The sequence below is a fragment of the Thalassotalea coralli genome (assembly GCF_055786205.1).
In genome coordinates this window covers 807227-827498 of the sequence record NZ_JBVVBK010000001.1, presented here as the reverse complement: position 1 = coordinate 827498, position 20272 = coordinate 807227, and the positions used below count along the sequence as shown (strand labels likewise).

The 20272-nt window shown below is 39.7% G+C and carries 20 protein-coding genes; 4 read left to right on the top strand and 16 right to left on the bottom strand.

Annotated features, from left to right (window positions below; all coding sequences use genetic code 11):
• Positions 1-8: 8 nt before the first annotated feature.
• From rnhB to pyrH, 13 genes are all read right to left on the bottom strand, one after another.
• Entirely contained in the window at positions 9-635 is a 627-nt protein-coding gene (gene rnhB, locus ACOB80_RS03715; RefSeq protein WP_473164456.1) for a ribonuclease HII, read from the bottom strand.
• The gene (gene lpxB, locus ACOB80_RS03710) at positions 622-1800 is read right to left on the bottom strand and encodes a lipid-A-disaccharide synthase (RefSeq protein ID WP_473164455.1); all 1179 of its coding nucleotides are present in this window, start codon (positions 1798-1800) and stop codon (positions 622-624) included. The genes rnhB and lpxB overlap by 14 nt, the downstream gene beginning before the upstream one ends.
• A 24-nt stretch (positions 1801-1824) precedes the next feature.
• A complete protein-coding gene (gene lpxA / locus ACOB80_RS03705) occupies positions 1825-2595 on the bottom strand; it encodes an acyl-ACP--UDP-N-acetylglucosamine O-acyltransferase (protein ID WP_473164454.1) in 771 nt (256 codons plus the stop codon).
• 17 nt (positions 2596-2612) lie between these two features.
• Positions 2613-3065: a 3-hydroxyacyl-ACP dehydratase FabZ gene (fabZ, locus tag ACOB80_RS03700; protein ID WP_473164453.1), complete on the bottom strand. Its 453-nt coding sequence runs from the start codon at positions 3063-3065 to the stop codon at positions 2613-2615.
• 10 nt (positions 3066-3075) lie between these two features.
• Entirely contained in the window at positions 3076-4131 is a 1056-nt protein-coding gene (lpxD, locus tag ACOB80_RS03695) for a UDP-3-O-(3-hydroxymyristoyl)glucosamine N-acyltransferase (RefSeq protein ID WP_473164452.1), read from the bottom strand.
• 137 nt (positions 4132-4268) lie between these two features.
• Positions 4269-4787, bottom strand: a complete 519-nt coding sequence (locus ACOB80_RS03690) for an OmpH/Skp family outer membrane protein (RefSeq protein ID WP_473164451.1) — start codon at positions 4785-4787, stop codon at positions 4269-4271.
• A gap of 64 nt (positions 4788-4851) precedes the next feature.
• A complete protein-coding gene (bamA, locus tag ACOB80_RS03685) occupies positions 4852-7320 on the bottom strand; it encodes an outer membrane protein assembly factor BamA (protein WP_473164450.1) in 2469 nt (822 codons plus the stop codon).
• Positions 7321-7350: 30 nt separating this feature from the next.
• Entirely contained in the window at positions 7351-8706 is a 1356-nt protein-coding gene (gene rseP / locus ACOB80_RS03680) for a sigma E protease regulator RseP (protein ID WP_473164449.1), read from the bottom strand.
• 2 nt (positions 8707-8708) lie between these two features.
• A complete protein-coding gene (gene ispC, locus ACOB80_RS03675; protein ID WP_473164448.1) occupies positions 8709-9944 on the bottom strand; it encodes a 1-deoxy-D-xylulose-5-phosphate reductoisomerase in 1236 nt (411 codons plus the stop codon).
• The gene (locus ACOB80_RS03670) at positions 9945-10814 is read right to left on the bottom strand and encodes a phosphatidate cytidylyltransferase (protein WP_473164447.1); all 870 of its coding nucleotides are present in this window, start codon (positions 10812-10814) and stop codon (positions 9945-9947) included.
• A 37-nt stretch (positions 10815-10851) separates the two neighbouring features.
• Entirely contained in the window at positions 10852-11604 is a 753-nt protein-coding gene (gene uppS, locus ACOB80_RS03665) for a polyprenyl diphosphate synthase (protein ID WP_473164446.1), read from the bottom strand.
• 75 nt (positions 11605-11679) lie between these two features.
• On the bottom strand, positions 11680-12237 hold the full coding sequence (frr, locus tag ACOB80_RS03660; RefSeq protein WP_473164445.1) for a ribosome recycling factor: 558 nt from the start codon (positions 12235-12237) through the stop codon (positions 11680-11682).
• Positions 12238-12262: 25 nt separating this feature from the next.
• Complete coding sequence (pyrH, locus tag ACOB80_RS03655; RefSeq protein ID WP_473164444.1) at positions 12263-13003, bottom strand: UMP kinase; 741 nt, start codon at positions 13001-13003, stop codon at positions 12263-12265.
• Positions 13004-13340: 337 nt separating this feature from the next.
• Between pyrH and ACOB80_RS03650 the strand changes: the two genes are divergently transcribed.
• The gene (locus ACOB80_RS03650; RefSeq protein WP_473164443.1) at positions 13341-14018 is read left to right on the top strand and encodes a hypothetical protein; all 678 of its coding nucleotides are present in this window, start codon (positions 13341-13343) and stop codon (positions 14016-14018) included.
• Positions 14019-14667: 649 nt separating this feature from the next.
• Here ACOB80_RS03650 and tsf read toward each other — a convergent pair.
• Positions 14668-15507, bottom strand: coding sequence for a translation elongation factor Ts (tsf, locus tag ACOB80_RS03645; protein ID WP_473164442.1), 840 nt, complete (start codon positions 15505-15507; stop codon positions 14668-14670).
• A 91-nt stretch (positions 15508-15598) separates the two neighbouring features.
• Positions 15599-16327: a 30S ribosomal protein S2 gene (gene rpsB / locus ACOB80_RS03640; RefSeq protein WP_473164441.1), complete on the bottom strand. Its 729-nt coding sequence runs from the start codon at positions 16325-16327 to the stop codon at positions 15599-15601.
• A 357-nt stretch (positions 16328-16684) separates the two neighbouring features.
• On the opposite strand from rpsB, the gene ACOB80_RS03635 reads away from it, so the two are divergent.
• The 3 genes from ACOB80_RS03635 (at position 16685) to ACOB80_RS03625 (ending at position 19720) form a co-directional block, all read left to right on the top strand.
• Positions 16685-17290 carry a hypothetical protein gene (locus ACOB80_RS03635; protein WP_473164440.1) on the top strand — a complete coding sequence of 202 codons (606 nt, stop codon included), beginning with the start codon at positions 16685-16687 and terminating at the stop codon, positions 17288-17290.
• A 217-nt stretch (positions 17291-17507) separates the two neighbouring features.
• Positions 17508-18074, top strand: coding sequence for an outer membrane beta-barrel protein (locus ACOB80_RS03630; protein ID WP_473164439.1), 567 nt, complete (start codon positions 17508-17510; stop codon positions 18072-18074).
• Positions 18075-18400: 326 nt separating this feature from the next.
• Complete coding sequence (locus tag ACOB80_RS03625) at positions 18401-19720, top strand: hypothetical protein (protein WP_473164438.1); 1320 nt, start codon at positions 18401-18403, stop codon at positions 19718-19720.
• Positions 19721-19794: 74 nt separating this feature from the next.
• Here the strand turns inward: ACOB80_RS03625 and ACOB80_RS03620 are convergent, their stop codons facing one another.
• Complete coding sequence (locus tag ACOB80_RS03620; RefSeq protein WP_473164437.1) at positions 19795-20250, bottom strand: DMT family transporter; 456 nt, start codon at positions 20248-20250, stop codon at positions 19795-19797.
• Between the last annotated feature and the right edge of the window lie 22 nt (positions 20251-20272).

Below are 20272 nucleotides of genomic sequence, written 5' to 3'. Positions count from 1 at the left end.
AATAATTTTTATTTTTCTAATACAGCAGCGACAGGCTTAAAGCTTTTACGATAACAATCTAACACGCCATGTTCGACAATTTTTTCTAAATGAAGTTTCGTTGGATATCCTTTATGACTAGCAAAGCCGTATTCAGGATGTTGTTCATCTAAAGCTATCATCTCATGATCACGAGCTACTTTTGCCAAAATGGATGCTGCACTTATTTCAGCAACACGCGCATCACCTTTGACCACTGGCTGACTTTGAATATTTCCATCTGCCCCAACAAAGGTGGGCGTTCTATTACCATCAACAAGCACATGATCTGGTTCTACTTCTAAGCCCAATACCGCGCGTTGCATCGCAAGCATAGTGGCGTGAAGTATATTTAACGTATCGATTTCTTCAGGTGTTGCCCGTTCAACGCACCACGCTATCGCCTTTTCTTTAATTTCTTCAGCAAGTGCCTCTCGCTTTTTTTCAGACAACTTTTTAGAATCCATCAAACCTTCAATGGGATTATCTGGATCTAAAATAACCGCGGCAGTCACCACATCACCAACTAAGGGGCCTCGCCCCACTTCATCGACACCTGCAATACGATAAGCAACGGGATATTTAAATGGAGGTAGTTCTTTTTTAGCCGCTGGCATGAGCCACCTCTTTAGGTTTTAGTGCTGCTGGCAATAAATCGATTACGGCATTAGCCGCTTGTTTACTTGCGTCTTGACGAAGTGCTACGTGAATATCGGTAAAATCTTGGTCGAGTTGTGATTGATCTTGGTATAAGCGTTCTTTAATCAAAGGTACGATATTGTCCGCTGTGACTTGACCTTGTAAGAGCTCCGGCAATAGCTCTTTGTCGGCTAACAAATTAGGTAAGGAAAACCACTTCACATTCACAAAACCTTTAAACATATGATAAGTGAGCGGATTAAATTTATAACATATCACTATAGGGCGTTTAATGAGCGCAGCTTCTAACGTTACTGTACCAGAAGCACTTAACAAACAATCACTTGCTGCCATCACTTGCTGTGTTTTTCCAGTAAAAATCTGAATATCTAACTCAGGCGCTATACGTTGCCACTGCTCAGTGAACTGTTTAGTTCGCTTGTCACTCACCATAGGCACTACAAAGGATAAACTCTTGTCTTGTGCATATAGTCTTTTAGCAGTTTCAAGAAAAACTGGAGTTAATCGCTTTAATTCACCGCCACGACTACCAGGCATTAACGCTAACACTTTATCAGTTGTCGTAAGCCCGAGTTCAGCTCTAGCTTCTTGTTTATCAGACGTCATGGCGATATCGTCGGCTAAAGGGTGGCCCACGAAAGTACAAGGCACCTGATGCTCATCGTAAAATTGTTTTTCGAACGGCAATAGACTTAGCACCATGTTAGTGGCTTTCTCGATGGTAAAAACGCGTTTTTTACGCCATGCCCAAACACTAGGGCTAACGTAATGTACTGTATTGATCCCCTGTTCCTTTAATGGAAGTTCTAGCCTTAAATTAAAGTCTGGGGCATCAATGCCAATAAAGACATCTGGTTTGTTCTGTGTAAAGTGATCAACAAGTTGATCACGAACATGAAATAGCCGACGTATACGCCCTAGCACTTCAAAAATTCCCATAACAGCTAATTCTTCCATATCAAATAAGCTGTTAAAGCCAAGCGCTTTCATTTTAGGACCGCCAATGCCAACAAACGTAGCATCGGGGTAGTGTTTAAGAAGTTCGGTCATTAGGCCTGCGCCTAAGGTGTCGCCAGAGTGCTCTCCGACGACTATACCAAATGTAGGATTGGTATCTTGCATGTTATGCGTTTCCATTAGCAAGAATTAGCGAATAATGCCTCTGTCAGAGTGGCGAATAAATTCTACAAAGTGCTGAACTTCAGCAACATCCGGGTATTCTTCATCCAAAGACGCTGTTGCATCTTCAACGGTAAGACCATCGCGATAAATTTTTCTGTAAGCTCGTTTAATTAGTCTGATAACGTCGCTACTAAACCCTCTACGTTTTAACCCTTCTGAGTTAAGACCATAAGGTTTTGCAACATTGCCAGAAGCCATTACGTATGGAGGGACATCTTTTAGAATAAGCGACGTAGCTGCGACAAAGCTATGAGCACCAATTTTACAGAACTGATGAACACCTGATTGCCCACCTAAAATGGCATGATCGCCAACATGAACATGGCCAGCAATTGATGCATTATTGGCTAAAATACAGTTATTCCCAACAACACAATCATGAGCAACATGGGTATACGCCATAAATAGGTTATTACTACCAATTATGGTTTTGCCCTCATCTTGGATTGTTCCTCTATGAATGGTACAACACTCTCTGAAGGTATTGTTGTCGCCTATGATAAGTTCAGTCGGCTCACCATCGTATTTAAGATCTTGACAATCTTCACCTATAGTAGCAAATTGAAAAACTCGATTTCCTTTTCCCATTTTCGTCGGTCCATTGACGACTACATTCGGACCAATATGACAATTATCACCGATTTCTACATTGGCCGCGATATAAGTCCATGGACCTATTGTGACGTTGTCGCCAATAACCGCGCCCGGCTCAATAATTGCTTGAGGGTGAATCAAATTCTTTGCTCCTATCTTTACATTTTACGTCGTGCACACATTAAGTCTGCACTACAAACTACTTTACCGTCTACTCTTGCTTCGCCATAAAACTTCCACATACCACGACGCTCTTTAACAAACTCAACGTGCAAGTGCATGGTATCGCCCGGTAAAACAGGTTGTTTAAACTTGGCATTATCTATAGAGGCAAACAGATACATTTCATCTTCTTCTCTAGCTTCAGTACTTTTGAAGCCTAAAAGGCCTGTTGCTTGCGCTAGCGCTTCTAAAATCATTACCCCTGGGAAAATAGCGAGCTCAGGAAAATGACCAGTGAAAACAGGCTCGTTAATGGTAACGTTTTTAATAGCATGCAGCGTTTTACCTGGTTGGTAATCAAGTACGCGATCAACTAGCAACATAGGATAACGATGTGGGATAAGTTGACGAATTTCTTCTACATCTAAAGTATTTTTCTGTGCGTCCAAGTGTCTTTCCTTATAGGTTATTCTCAGAACTGTCGTTAAGTTTAGCGGTTAAATCAGCTAAACTTTTTTCCAATTCTTTTATTTTAGCATTAGTTGCGTCCAGCTTTCTAATCCTTGCGTTAGTTTTATGCCAATCTTTATTTGGCTGACATGGCATACCCGATGAATAAACACCTGGCTTATCAATTTGTTTTGTCACCATTGTCATACCTGTAAAGACGGCACCATCTGAAACAGAAATATGACCATTAATACCAACTAAACCAGCAATAGTACAGTTTTTCCCAATCGTTGTACTACCAGCAATAACGCTGCATGCGGCCATGGCTGTACCTTCACCAACAACAACATTATGGGCAATTTGAATTTGATTATCTAAAATAACGCCATCGTGTATTTCAGTATCACCTAAAGCACCTCTGTCTATAGTTGTACTTGCACCAATTTCAACGCGATTACCAATAACAACACGACCAAGCTGAGGAATTTTGTGCCACTTACCTTGATGAGGTGCATAGCCAAAACCATCAGAGCCTATAACGGTGTTTGCTTGTACTAAACAGTCTTCCCCAATAATCACTTCATGGTACACCACTACATTGGCCCACAACGCAGTATTTTTGCCAATTGTCGTGTCTTTACCTATGAAGCAATTAGCACCAATCGTTACACCTTGTTCAAGTCGTACACCTGACTCAATCACAGTGTTTTCACCAATAGACACACCCGCTTGCATTTCAACGCTTGGATCAATAACCGCAGAGCTAGCAATACCACTTGAAGGTTTAGGTGTTGTGTCTAGCAACTGAGCAACCATGGCATAGCCTAAATATGGATTGTCCATCACTAAAGCATTTGTTGGGCACTCATCAAGGCAATCTGCGGGAATAATTACGGCTCCAGCATTGGTAGAGCTCAATTGTTGTCGATATTTGCTGTTTGAAAGAAAGGCGATATTGTCTTTTGTGGCACTCGCTAGCGTCGCAAGTTTATCAACAGTTATTGTTGAGTCGCCGTGTACTTCTGCACCAATATGCTCAGCAATAGCGGCAAGAGAATATGTCATGTTATTTACCCTAGTGGGAAGTAAAACTTTTTGTCTATTTACAGTATAGGTGACTATGTATTATACCTAGCACAAGATCCAGAAAAGCCCTGAAATTATCAGAGCTTTTCTTTCACATTAAGCGGATAAGTTCGTTATTATTTTAACTTACTTACTTGCTCAACTACCTTTGAGGTAATAACCGCATCAGGCTTAGCGTACAGAACAGAGCTTTGCTCTAGCACTAAGTCGTATTTATCTTTTGCTGCGATACCGTCAACAGCTTGACGAATTAATGCAACTAATTTGTTCGTTTCTTCATTTTGACGAACACCAGCTTTTTGCTGTAACGCTTGTCCCTTTGTTTGGTAAGTTTGGTAAGCTTCAGCAATCTTCTTATCAAGATCTTCAACTTCTTTCTTACTCATTATCGCTGAGTCACGCTTTTTCTTCTCTTGGAAATATTTAATGTCTTTTTCCAGTTGAGTTAGTTCTGCACGTGCATCTTTGAATTCTTCTTCTAGCTTTTGACGAATATCATCTGCTTGAGGAATAGTTGCCATAACTTCTTTAAAGTTAACAACAGCAATTTTTTGATCCGCTGCTAATGCGCTTCCAGATAAAAGAGCGCTTGAAGCGACAGTTGCTAACGCAACAGATTTAAATAACTTTTTCAATGTTTTCTCCTAAATTCTTCGACGCACCCGTCAATAATAATTTAAATACGTTTCTATAATTGTTCTAAAATGTTTTACCGATGTTAAAGTTAAAGAACTTAGTATCATCGCCTTCTTCTGTTTTTAAGGTTTTAGCTAAACTAAATATCAAAGGCCCCATCGGTGATAACCACTGTACGGATAAACCTGCAGAAGCTCTGAATCGACCAGGATCAGAGTAATCTTCAATTTTTGCAAACTCTTTATCCGCTAAATCGCGATAATCGTCAACACTAAATTCTGTATCCCATACACTACCAGCATCGACAAACAGGCTAGATCTTACACTGTTGGCAAAACTTTCATCTAAGAACGGTGTAGGGAAAATAAGCTCAATACCGGCTATAGCTAGCGCATTACCACCTACCGAACGTGTCGATATTTGTATTACATCATGATCAGGCCCTAAACAGCAACCACCAGTGCCAACGGGATCAGGTGTACCTGGAATTTGCGTTGGATATCTATAAATTGCTCTCGGACCTACGACGTTAGTTTCAAAACCTCGTAATGTATCTGAGCCACCACCAGCGCGGAAGTTCTCCCAGAATGGTAGCATTTGATCGTTACCATTTATGTCGCCATAGCCGTTACCATAGCCTAAACGGAATGATGTTTTAAAGCTCCAGCCTCGAGCAATTGGGAAGTACCACTTGGTATCAAGATTAGCTTTAAAATAGCTAGTATCTGAATTAGGCGTCGTAGCTTTAATACTAAATGTTTGTTGCGAACCTGCAGTTGGGAAAGTACCACGGTTTAAAGTACTTCGTGAAATAGCACCAGTAAGTTCAATATTATCAAACGCTAAACCAGCATCAGGGTCGTTAGGATCAGCATATAACTCATAAAACTTTTGAATTTGCTCGTAAGTACTCAGTTGAGTAATTTCGTTATGTCTGTAGCCGACACCAAAATTCAGTCTTACATATTCATTGATAGGGAAACCTAAGTTTAGGTTTACACCGTATGATTTGTTATTGTATTGAACAAGGTTTGCGCTATCAGCGTCAAATTCATTATAAGAAATGCTTCCACCCAAAGATATCGCATCCTTGGTAAAATACGGATCTGTATACGAAATATTTAAAGAGCGAGAGTAAACATTCGTATTAACGCTAAAGCCAACTCGATTACCTGTACCCAAAAAGTTATTTTCCTGAATACCAGCATTTAAACTCAGTTTTGTCGAATCACCATAACCAATACCAGCAGTGAAAGAGCCTGACGGTTGCTCTTTTACCGTGTATGTTACATCGACTAAGTCTTCTTCACCTGGAACCTGAGTAGTTTCAAATTCAACGTTCTCCATATAAGGCAATCGTTGTATCCACTGCTTAGAGTTTTCAACTAAACTGTTAGATAACCAAGCACCTTCCATTTGACGTAATTCGCGACGAAGTACGTTATCAGCAGTAACATGATGCCCTTTGAAATTAATACGATTTACGTAAATACGTTTTCCTGGATCGACAGAAATAGTTAGTTTTACTGTTTTATCTTCTTCGTTAATTTCTGGAATGGTCTTCACTTGAGGGTAAGCATAACCAAATCGACCTAAAAACTGGCTAATTGCTTCTTCGGTATAGGTAACCTCTGCACCATTGTATAACTTCCCACCTCTTAATGGGTTAATAGCACGAATAGTTTTTTCAAAGTTACCCATGTTGCCGATAAACTCAACGTCGCTAACTTTATATTGCTCACCTTCAGTTACGTTTAAGGTAATATAAATAGCTTCTTTATCTGGCGTCATCGAAACTTGGGTAGAGTCTACTTTGTAATTGAGGTAACCGCGATCCAAGTAATAGCTTTCAATGGTTTCCATATCGCCTTCCAAGGTTTGCTTTTGATAGCGATCTTGCGCCATAAAGTTCCACCATGGAGAGTCAAATGTTAACTCAATCTTATCTAGCAGCTCAGCGTCAGTAAACGTTTCGTTACCAACAATGTTGATACGTTGAATCGCTGCAGCTTCACCCTCTGTAAAAACAAGTTTCAGGTTAACGCGGTTTCTCGGTAAACGCGTGATTTCTGTGGTAACTTTTGCATTGTACTTACCAACACTGTGATAGAAATCTTCTAACCCTTGCTCAAGAAGTGTTAATGTTGTTCGGTCAAGCGTTTCACCAACACGAATATTTTGCCCTTCAAGACTCTCGACAAGCTGCTCTTCTTTAATGTCTTTGTTACCGTCAAAAGTGATTTCGCTTATCGTTTCTCGCTCTTTCACTTTAAAAATAACGGTATTCCCGTCACGATAAACAATAATATCGTTAAAGTGACCAGAGCCATATAGAGACTTGATTGACTGAGAAATACGAAATTCCGTTAAGGTATCGCCTACATTAAATGGTATATGTGTAAGTGCCGCACCTAAGGCAACACGTTGTAATCCTTTAACCTGAATGTCTTCAACTTGAAATTCTTGTGAAGCTTCGGCTTTCGCCCCGAGTGTTGCTAACATTACCGCGAATGCTATTTTTTTCATCATCATAAAAAATTAAACTTAACTACTTTTTGTTATTTATAATCGCGATAGATCGTTAAACAATGCGATACTCATCAACCCTAATAGCGCTAGTGTACCAAATTTAAACCCTATTTCTTGTACTTTTTCTGAAACAGGCTTACCGGTAATAAGCTCTATAAAGTAATAAACTAAATGGCCGCCATCAAGTACTGGAATAGGTAAAATGTTAATTATTCCCAAATTAATACTAATTAGCGCCAAAAAGCCTAAAAAATAAACAAAACCATACTCTGCATGGTCTCCTGCACCTTGTGCAATTGCGATAGGACCACTTAAATTTTTCACTGACACGTCGCCAGTAATCAATTTACCTATCATATCGAAACTTAGCGCGGTTAACTGCCATGTTTCAGCTAACGCTTCTGACATTGCGCCAATAACGCCATAACTCAGTTCTATTCTGTGATTTTCAGGTAAAGGCTCTGCTTTAGTAAGCACCCCCAATACGCCAATAGTTTCACCATTTACGGTAGTACTTTTAGGTGTAACGTTTATGTTTACTATATTGCCGTTACGCAATACCCCTAACTCAACGGTTTGCTGTGGGTATTTTTGAACCTCTTTAGTAAACGTTAGCCAATCATCTTTTACTTTTACACTGCCAACATAAATTGGTTTATCACCAATTTTTAGTCCTGCTTTTTCTGCCGCACTTCCTGGACGAACTTCACCGATTTCATGCAACAATTCACGTTGGTAAGGCACTAACCCAAGGCTTGCTAAAGCAGATTGCTTTTCCGGCGCAAACTCCCACTTCCTTGTATCTAAATGAAAGACACTCGCTGAGACTGAATCAGGCACCTTAGCGCTAATTTCAAGTTGTTCTGCACCAATGTTCGCCACAATAGCTAAATTTACATCTTGCCAGTCCTTTACCTCTTTTCCTGACACTGCTGTAATTTCAGCACCTTGCATCAAGCCAGCTTTCGCGGCGATAGAGTCTTGCGTAACATTGCCTAAAATTGGTTTAACACTCGAAACGCCAATTAGGAACATGAGATAAAAGGCAGCAATAGCAAATATAAAATTAGCTAAAGGACCAGCTGCAACTACGGCAATTCGCTGTGTTACTTTTTTCTTATCAAACGCTTTATCTTTGTCTTCTTCAGCAACGTCTTCAATGCGCCCGTCAAGCATTTTTACATAACCGCCTAATGGTATTGCCGCCACGACAAACTCTGTACCGTGCTTATCTACTTTACGCCACAAAGGCTTACCAAAACCGACAGAAAAGCGATGAACCTTAATGCCATTTTTACGAGCAACCCAAAAGTGGCCATACTCGTGGATAGTCACTAAAATACCTAACGCAACAACAAAGGATGCAAAATTCCAAATAAACTCAAACACAACTAGCTACTCAACTCATTGTCTGCATCTTGCATAACGCGGTTATTCTTAATTAAACTTAAAGCAAACTCTCTCACTTGTTTATCAAGAGATAATACTTGCTCTATTGTTTCTACCCTATCTGAGACAAATTTATTCACAGAAGTTTCATTTATTTTGTAAATATCAGTGAATTTAATTTTTTCGTTTAAAAATGCTTCTACGGCAATTTCATTGGCGGCGTTTAACGCAGTGCAAGCTGCCTGCCCTTGCCTGCACGCTTCAATACACAGTTTTAAGTTAGGGTAGCGAGCATAGTCTGGCTGCTCAAATTCGAATGATTTAATATTGAAAAAATCCAACGGTTCGACACCTGCATCAATTCGTTCAGGAAACGCTAATGCATGAGCAATCGGTGTACGCATATCAGGGTTCCCCATTTGCGCTAGCACTGAACCATCGCGATATTGCACCATTGAGTGGATTGTACTTTGCGGATGTAACACCACTTGAATATCGTCAGGAGAGAGGTTAAACAGCCATTTGGCTTCGATAAATTCTAGGCCTTTATTCATCATGGTCGCTGAATCTACCGAAATCTTTCTGCCCATATCCCAATTAGGATGAGCACAAGCTTCATCTGGCGTTATCGAATCAAACTCAGCTAAAGGTTTAGTTCTAAAAGGACCGCCCGACCCTGTTAATAAAATCTTAGTTACTCCATGCTCATCAATATTATCGAAAGCAGCATTTTCTTGCATTTTTTGCGGCAAACATTGAAAGATAGCGTTATGTTCACTATCAATTGGTAATAATTGAGCTGAAGATTCTTTTAGCGCATCGATAAATATTTTACCCGATGTTACTAAGGTTTCCTTGTTGGCTAATAACACGCGTTTATTTGCTTTAATGGCGGCCAACGTAGGCAATAAACCACTGGCACCGACAATGGCGGACATCACTGTATCGACATTATCTAGACTTGCGATATCAGACAGGGCTTGCGAGCCCGATAATACCTCGATAGAAAGATCTGTTTGATTTAATTTAAATTGGAGTTTAGATGCAGCATCAGGACAAACCATTACTACAGTTTCAGGTTTTACTGTCAGGCACTGTTTAAAGATAATATCGACATTAGTGTTAGCCGCTAGAGCAACTATCGAATATTTATTAGGGTGACGAGCAACTACGTCTATCGTACTTTGTCCGATAGACCCTGTTGCACCTAAAATAGCGACACGATTTACTTTAGTCACTTACGACCAACCTAGTGTCGCATAACAAAGCGCAAATACAGGTGCGGTAGCCGTTAAGCTATCAATTCTGTCTAGAACACCGCCATGGCCCGGTAAAATTGAGCCGCTGTCTTTAATACCGGCCTGGCGTTTAAACATACTCTCGTTTAAATCACCCAGTACAGAAATAGTCGTAATAAGTGCAGTAATTCCTATAGCTAACAAATACTGCTCATTATTCCATGCTAATAAATAGCCAGCGATAGAGGTAAGAATGCACGCAAATATAACACCGCCGATAAATCCTTCCATCGTTTTACCTGGGCTAACGTTCGGCATTAACTTGTGTTTCCCTAACGATTTACCTACAAAGTAAGCGCCAATATCAGCACTCCAAACCATAATAAACAACGCCATAATAAGCTGCGCACCATGGTAAGGATCAGAAGCATAATGATCGCCACGCAACACCATAAAGGCTAACCAAGTCGGTACTAACGTTAACCAACCAAATACTCCTCGAACTGAGCGATGACTAGACCAAAACTTGCTATACCTTGGGTAAAGGAATGTTAATGCGGCAGATAAGGCCCACCAAGCAATAGCTAACCACAGAATGTACGTTACATATGGGTGAAGCTTGCTGGGTGCTACCCAAACATTGCTTAACGGCAGTAAGTACCAAAGTGCAGCAATTAATCCAGTCGTTGCGACAACAAACGCTATTCTTCTACGTTTGTTTTCAAAACCCATTAAAGGGCCCCATTCCCAAGCACCAATTGCCATTACGGCTAGAATAAATAACGCGAATTGCTCTAAAGACATATAAAATATCGAGCCAATCGCCAATGGCGCTAAAACCAAAGCTGTAATAATTCGTTTTATTAACAAAGGATACCCTTTTATAAAAATAGTTTGTGGAGATTTCCTACTTGTTCTTTACTTGATCACCGGTTTGACCAAAGCGTCTTTCCCTATCACCAAAACTTGCCAACGCTTGGCTAAAAGCTTCTTCTTTAAAGTCTGGCCATAGCGTGTCGGTAAAATAAAATTCTGCGTAAGCTGCTTGCCAAAGCAAGAAATTACTAATGCGGTAATCACCGCCGGTTCGAATTAATAAATCAAGTTCAGGTAGGTTACCCAAACTCGTATGTTGATGAAACACACTTTCATCAATTGCATCAACAGCTATGTCACCGTTAACACTTTGTTGGGCGAGTTGTTGGGCTGCGTTGACTATATCCCATCGACCACCATAATTCGCAGCTACTGAGAGTACCATTGAGCCATTGTCTTTGGTTAACTCTTGTGCTTGTGCGATTTTTTCCTGCAGGCTACTTGAAAACTTTGACAAATCACCTATTACCTGAAAGCGAATATCATTTTTATGTAGTTTTTTCACTTCGCGAGTTAGCACTAACATGAATAAATCCATGAGCACACTAACCTCTTTTTCAGGACGACGCCAGTTTTCACTGCTAAAGGCAAACAGAGTTAACGCTTTTACCCCTTTTTTACGAGCCGTTGATACTACAGCGCGAACTGATTCAACACCGTTTTTATGCCCAACAACACGTGTTTTACCACGTTGCTGCGCCCAACGACCATTACCGTCCATAATAATGGCGACATGCTCTGGTACTGTTTGAATCTGGCAGCTATTTTCTGTTTGTTGACCCACAAAAAATTCCTTCATGCATAAAATAATAAAAAACGCCGCAGCCCTCACTGCGACGTTGTTATTTTCCTAATGGAATTAAATTTCCATTAACTCAGCTTCTTTGTCAGCTAAGATAGCGTCAACTTGTTTTACATAATTGTCGGTAATTTTTTGCACTTCATCTTCCGCTTGGTGCATTTCGTCATCACTAATCTCTTTTTCTTTATTAAGAGACTTAATGTCTGAGTTAGCGTCGCGACGAATGTTACGGATAGCAATTTTGCCATTCTCTGCTTCACCTTTAACAACTTTTACTAAATCTTTACGACGCTCTTCGGTCAATGGTGGTAAAGGGATACGAATAAGCGTGCCTTGAGAAGACGGGTTTAAGCCTAAGTCTGACGCCATAATGGCTTTTTCAACTGCAGCAATCATACTTTTATCAAATACCGTAACAGCGATAGTACGTGCGTCAGGAATAGATACGTTACCTACTTGATTTAACGGCGTGTCTACACCGTAATACTCAACCGAGATGTTGTCTAATAAAGAGGTGTGAGCGCGACCAGTTCTAACTTTGTTTAAATTGTTTTTAAGTGCGTCAATGCTCTTACTCATACGCTCTTCAGCGTCTTGTTTAATTTCTTCTATCACAATGATATTCCTTAACGTTTCTCGATTATGCTAAATTTTCTGCGTGATCTATGGTCGTGCCTTCTTCGTCACCCATAATCACTGCTTTTAATGCACCTGGCTTATTCATGTTAAAAACACGAATTGGCATACTATGGTCACGAGCCAATGTAAATGCAGCCAAGTCCATCACTTTTAATTCTTTTTCTAAAACTTCTTGGTAAGTTAAGTGTTGGTATAACTCTGCTTCAGGATTTTTCACCGGATCATCAGAATAAATACCGTCTACTTTAGTTGCTTTAATTACCGCGTCAGCTTCAATTTCGATGCCGCGTAAACACGCAGCTGAGTCGGTAGTAAAGAACGGGTTACCAGTACCAGCACTAAAAATAACAACACGGCCAGATTTTAACAAGCTAATTGCTTCCGCCCAGTTATAAGTATCACAAACACCAGCAAGATCAATGGCTGACATTAAACGAGCATTTACAAATGCACGATGCAGTGCGTCACGCATTGCAAGGCCATTCATCACAGTTGCTAACATACCCATCTGGTCACCAACCACTCGGTTCATACCAGCTTCAGCAAGACCAGCGCCACGAAATAGATTGCCGCCACCGATAACTAACCCTACTTGAATGCCCATTTCTACAAGCTCTTTAATCTCTTGAGCCATGCGATCTAAGATTTTTGGATCGATACCAAATCCCTCTTCGCCCATTAAGGCTTCACCACTTAATTTTAAAAGGATGCGTCGATATGTAGGTTTAGGATTGATGCTCATACGATTTATGGTCCTGTTTTGCGCTATGGAAAATGTTATTAGGCATAGCAGCGCTAGCCGCGCGCTATTTTACTCGTTTTTTTCCAGTATCTAAAGGTTAAATTTGTATGATTGGCAGCAATAAACAAATTTGCTGTCAATTTACACTTTTTATGTCGATTAAATAAGTGAGTAATTTTGATAAAACAAAGGGAGTGTCGAGCTTTTTTACAATTAGAGTTTTAATACTAATCTAACCTATTGATTTTATTTCTCCGGAATATTGCTTGCATAAATTTCGCATTAACAGGGAAGGCATATCATTACAAGTTCATTCAACATGTTGGAGAATTTACCAATGAAAAGATTTCTCTTTTTATTACTACTTATGTCCACTCATGCGAGTGCAGGCTTAATCACAATTCAAAATGCCGGTTTTGAAACTCCGGATATAGGTGGAGGTAGTCAAGTTTGGTCATCAATTACCCCTCCAGGGTGGTCCGACATTCCCAGTGGACAAGCAGGCTTAGCCTTTGGTGCAACCTTAATTCACGATGCAGCAGAAGCTCGAAGCGGTAATCAGTTCTTACATTTTCAGGTTAACAATGCGTTTGGCAACAAACGCGTATTACAAAACTTGAGTGAGAACTTAATGTTCGGAAATGTATATAGCGCCTCCGTTTGGCTGGGCTTTGGTCCTAATAGCACCAATGCAACTCAAACAGGTTCGATTAGATTAACAGCTGGCGGTCAAGCTTTAGCAACAAATACGTTAACCCTTTCAGATAACCGTTCAAGCAAAGAATGGTTTTTGCTCACCGTTTATTACACGCCTACAGCAGCGGACTTAATGCTTGGGCAAACTTTAGGCATTGAACTCTTTCGTTCAAGTGCTGGGTTTTCAGCCGACTTCGACGATGTTAGCGCCAGCTATAGGAGCCTGCAGACGATTTCAGAGCCTAGCCTTTTATTTACTCTGTCGCTAGCTTTGCTATTATTTAGATGTCACCAACGTAAAACATCAAATGTTGGCTAATTATTCTAAAACAAAAAAGCCACTCAACAGAGTGGCTTTTCAATAGTCTTTTTCTAAATAATTCGGTTTAGTTCAAGGCATTTGAGCATTTTACCTTTTACGAGAAAATGGAGCATACTCAAGTATGTGCCCTAATATAAAACCGCCCTCTCGGACGGTTTTTAGAATACTTTTTTTAAGCTAAACAGTTGATACTTAGTCAAGGCGATTTATTCGATTAACGCTCAATTAGTCACTTCACACTGAAAACAAAAAAGCCACTCAACAGAGTGGCTTTTCAATAGTGTTTTTCTAAATAATTCGGTTTAGTTCAAGGCATTTGAGCATTTTACCTTTTACAAGAAACTGGAGCATACTCAAGTTTGTAGACCAATAAAAAAACCGCCCTCTCGGACGGTTTTTTAGAATACTTTTTTAAGCTAAACAGTTGATACTTAGTCAAGGCGATTTATTCGATTAACGCTCAATTAGTCATTTCACACTGAAAACAAAAAAGCCACTCATCAGAGTGGCTTTTCAATAGTGTTTTTCTAAATAATTCGGTTTAGTTCAAGGCATTTGAGCATTTTTCTTGGGGAGCATACTCAAGTATGTGACCCGAGAAAAAGCGGATAATAACGCCGAAATAAGCCAAATTATGACGAAAAAATTATTCGCCTTTAGCAGCTGCGATTTGCGCTTCTACTTCAGCAGCAAAGTCTTCTTCTTTCTTCTCAATACCTTCACCTACTTCTAAGCGAACGAATGTAGAAACAGAAACACCTTTCTCTTTTAACACGTCACCAACTGTACGCTTTGGTTCCATGATGAATGCTTGACCAGTTAAAGAGATCTCGCCAGTGAATTTCTTCATGCGACCAGTAACCATTTTCTCAGCGATTTCAGCAGGCTTGCCTTCGTTCATCGCGATGTCGATTTGGATAGCTTTCTCTTTTTCAACTACGTCAGCTGGTACATCTTCAGGGTTAACGTACTCTGGCTTAGAAGCAGCAACGTGCATTGCAACGTGCTTAAGTGTTTCAGCGTCACCTTCACCAGCAACTACAACACCAATGTTTGCACCGTGCTTGTAAGAAGCTAAAGTAGCACCTTCAACATAAGCTACGCGACGAACGTTGATGTTCTCACCGATTTTAGCAACTAAAGCAACACGCTCTTCTTCAAACTTAGCTTGTAAGTCTTCGATAGAAAGCTTGTCTGCAGCAGCAGCGTCAGCAACTTTGTTAGCGAATGCTAAGAAGTTGTCGTCTTTAGCAACGAAGTCAGTTTGACAGTTAACTTCTACTAAAGCGCCATCTTTAATGATGATTTGACCTTCAGCAGCGATGTTACCCGCTTTTTTAGCAGCTTTTGCTTGACCAGACTTACGCATGTTTTCAATTGCAAGTTCCATATCACCGTCAGTTTCCTGAAGTGCTTTCTTACAATCCATCATGCCAGCGCCAGTGCGGTCACGTAATTCTTTAACTAATGCAGCAGTAATTGCCATGAGTTAATTCCTCAAATATTCGAATAAGTGTCATTATACTGCCATAAACGTGTTAACAATTTATGGCAGTGATACAGTAGATAGGTCTGAATTATTCAGCTTCTACGAAGCCGTCTTTTTCAGCTTGAACAACGATGTTTTGTTCGCGGCCTTCAACAACAGCGTTAGCTGCTGAATCAGTGTATAGGCTTACTGCACGAATCGCGTCGTCGTTACCTGGAACGATGTAGTCTACGCCGTCTGGGTTAGAGTTTGTATCAACTACAGCGATTACTGGAATACCTAGGTTGTTTGCTTCTTTAATAGCAATGTGCTCGTGATCAGCATCAATGATGAATAGTGCGTCTGGCAAACCACCCATGTTTTTGATACCACCTAAGCTTTTCTCAAGCTTTTCCATTTCACGAGTACGCATTAACGCTTCTTTCTTAGTTAAAGCTTCGAAAGTACCGTCAGTGCTTTGTGCTTCAAGGTCTTTTAAACGCTTGATTGATTGACGAACTGTTTTCCAGTTAGTCAACATACCACCTAACCAACGGTGGTTAACGTAGAATTGGTCACATTTTAAAGCAGCTTCTTTGATTGAATCACTTGCAGCGCGCTTAGTACCAACGAATAAAACTTTACCTTTCTTAGAAGATACACCTGATAAGAAAGCTAGAGCGTCATTGAACATAGGAACAGTTTGCTCAAGGTTGATGATATGAACCTTGTCGCGAGCACCGAAAATGAACGGCTTCATTTTTGGGTTCCAGTAGCGAGTTTTGTGACCGAAGTGAACACCTGCTTTAAGCATGTCACGCATAGATACGTTTGGCATAATATTTTCCTTTTGGGGTTAAGCGTTCATACACCCAATATATTCGACCCTAACCTGCTACAAATGAGCTTAGTTGAGCACCCCGATATATCTTTTTAGATGTATGTGAGTTTATATTTATGCTGATTATTCAGCACTACGTTTAACTAAAATTACCGACGATTAAAATCAACAGTCAATTTTAGCGGCGCACTTTATACCATAAAGTCGCTTTATTAACCAGCTTTTAATGCCTTTATCTGATAATTTAACAATAAATAACTGACGAGCGGGTAAGAGTAAGCTAAAATCTCGTTTCAAATATTTATCCTGACTAATTCATCCAGATTAGTTCAACCTGTGTTTAGAGCGAAAATTATGTCTACCGAAGTGTATTTTATTTACGACAGTCATTGCCCTTGGAGCTATGCTTGCACCCCTTTAGTTGTAGCAATTAACAAAGCATTTCCCGAAATTAAAATACACTTGATGCATGCAGCTCGCTTTGACGGTGAAGCAGGCGTAGAACAAGAGACATTAGCTGAAGTTCAATCATTATCTGATGTACCATTTTCAAAAGCCTATTTAAGCTCAGCACAAGAACCTAAAGACTCAACGCTTGCTGCTAACCTTTTAAGCTGGGTTGAGCAAAAGTCTCATAAGCACAATTTGCCTCTATTACAAGCTATGCAACAAGCACATTTTATTGACAATAACGACTTAACAACGAAGCAAGATGTTGAAGCCATTGTTAATAACCTAAAACTTTCAGCGCCGGGTAAGTGTTTACAAGTTGAGAAATTTACTAAAGATGCAGAATATGCTTTAGCTGATTTAGCTGAACTTCAAGAGATGATTGGAACCGAAGCAATTCCTGCGCTTTTATTAGCAAATGAAGACGAATTAGTGATGCTTAATCATAATTTATACATAGGTAATCCAGCTAAAATTGTTGAAGCTATAAAACTAGAACTAAACACTTAGTTTAATTATTTCAAGGTGGAGGAATATGCACTTTCCTTCACCAAATTGAATAAAGTAAAACACCTCTATTCGCCCTGTTATTCCCTTCTATCTTTTCTAACATTTACTTACATAATCTAGACATTTTTTCTATTAAGTTATCTGGTAACTCATTTAAAATACGCCTGTTTTTTAGCTTTAGTGCTATGTTAGTTAGCACGTAACCAAGGAATTTAAGGTGAAAACACTTTCTAAAATCGTATTCTCAAGTATTTTCTCAGTATCTTTTTTATTTCCATCATCTCTACACGCAGAAGAACAAGCCATCGCAGACGATCTTCCGTTTAATGTTTACCTCGGTGTAGGAGGATTTGGCGATACCAGTAACGACAGTAGCGGATTAGCTGCAATAACAGGATTACGTTATAGCTTTACTGAAAATATCAAAGCTGAAATTGGCTATAATACTTCAGGTTCATTTAATTTATTTGGCTTAAATGGCGAAGATAAAATTTCTATCGAAGATCATTCAGGTTTGTCTGCTTCTTTAGGTTACTTTCATCAAATCAATAACCGCCACGAATTGTTTGCAAGTTTAGGTTACCTTCATGCAGACGTTGATTACATCGAAGATCTAGGAATATTTGAAACGACTGAAAATAAAAGTGAGAGTAGCTATCTTTTCAAAGCTGGCTGGCAGATGACATTCGATAACAAGGTAACTTTAGGTGCGCAATATAACCGCTATGAATTACTAAATATTGATATTAATAGTTATTTTGTCACCTTGGGCTACTCATTCTAAGGAACGTTATAATCAGGCGAACTCCCCTAATAAGTATAGGAGCAAGCAACCTACCGTTTGCTCCAACTCTCTTTCCTCTCTATTACTCTGGCAAACCTTTTCCTCATCTCTCGCCTTGTGATGTATATGACCCTCTTTACAAATAGGCTTTGATTCATTTGGTCGTAAAGCAATACCATTTCAAATTAACCGGCCAACCTGTACGTGACTATTTACAAATTATAAACAGTCAAAACACATAATTTTAAAATTCAACTTGACCCAAACACGAGCAATTCGCTACATTTTTGCTCAAAAATACAACAAGTTTAATACAGGGAATAATCGTGTCTAAATTACTCGCTACTATCATTCTTTCGATAGCTGCCCTGCTGCTATCATCATTTGCTGTTGTTACGAACGCTAACGAACAAAGAATTTTCACTCAAGATGTGGATACTTTTTGGTTAGCTTACGATGAAATTGTAAAAACAACTGACAGAGAAAAACAAAAGCAGTTGTTCAAAACTCTATACTTAGATAAAGGGACAATTGGGTTATCTAAATTACAACGCGCTAGAACCTATACCGTTGACGAATATGTTGATGCTATCAACAACTACCCTAAGTTCTGGCAAGCGATTCGAAAAGAAACAGCGAATATAAGCTCCCTTGATAATGAACTAAACAGTGCGATTGCTAGGTTTAAAGAGTTTTACCCTGGGTTGAAGCCTGGCAATATCTACTTTGCCATTGGTGCTCTAAGAACAGCTGGAACCCTACTTGAAGGGGATATATTGATTGGAGCAGAATTAGCGTTTGCCACTAAAGATACCCCTACATTAGAGTTTCCAAAAAGGCTGTCCAACCTGCCACCTTATTTTGCAACAAACCCCAAAGATGGTGTCGCGTTTCTAAATATTCATGAATATATTCACACGCAACAAGTTTCCTCAATTGGCTATAACTTGCTCGCTCAAACAGCGTTAGAAGGCTCAGCAGAGTTTTTAACGGAAAAAGTACTCAACGTAAAATCGCCTAACCCTCAAATTGAATTTGGTCGTACGATAGACGCCAAAATTAAAGCTGCTTTTGAAAAAGAGATGTTTTCTCTTTATTTGACTAACTGGATTTGGAATTCGCCCGATAACGAATTTGGTATGAGAGATCTCGGCTATTATGTGGGTTATCGCATTGCCGAAAATGTATATAATTCGTTTGAAGACGAACAAGAAGCTGCCAAATATCTAATTGAGGTGGATTACAACAATGAAGAAGAGTTAATAAAGTACGTTGAACGCTCTAAATACTTTACTACACCATTGGCAACACTTAAGGAGCAGTTTGAATCAGAACGCCCGGAAGTTACCTCTGTAAAAGAGGTATCACAAAACGAAAATTTGGTTGGCGTTAAAACATTAACCGTTAACTTTTCGAAACCTTTAGATCCAAACTTTAGACGATTTAACGTAGGTCCTAAAGGTATGGAACACCTAATAGAGATTATTAGTTTCGAAGGCTTTAGTAATGACAATAAAACGGTACAAATAGGTATAAAGCCTCTCGAAGCCAATAAGCATTATCAATTAGTGGTAACTGACTGGTTTCGTACTAAGTCGGGTCATCAGTTAAAACCTTACTTAATTGATATTCAAACAAAAAGCTAACATACGAAGGCTTACGAACCAGCGAACGCCATAGAACCGATAATTGGCGTTCGTTCACTGAATCCTTATTCTCTCTATTTTTTAACCACTAAAAACAGGCCGACAACAACTAAAAGCGCACCAATAACACGATTAGGCGTAATATCTATTTTTGGATACGCTAGCCAGCCATTTTGATCAAATAGTAAGGAAGCTGATATTTGACCAACGACTATAGATACGGCTAACACAAGCGCACCCAGTTTAGGCGCTAAAAATATCGACATAGCGATATTAAAGGCTCCTAACACACCACCTAGCCAAGCCCACCAAGGAATATTGGCGATTGAATTAGCTTTAAACCAAGGTTCACCTCGAGTAAATGCTATCGCTCCCAAGACTATGGTGCCAATAAGAAAGGAAATAAACGCTGCTTGAATGGGGCTACTAAGCGCTGTTCTAAGTTGGGCGTTAACGCCCGCTTGAGAAGCCAATGAGACGCCAATTAAGATACTAAGAGGAAGTAAAAAGTACACACTTGAATGAGTCATAATGGGTTCGACCTATAAGTTC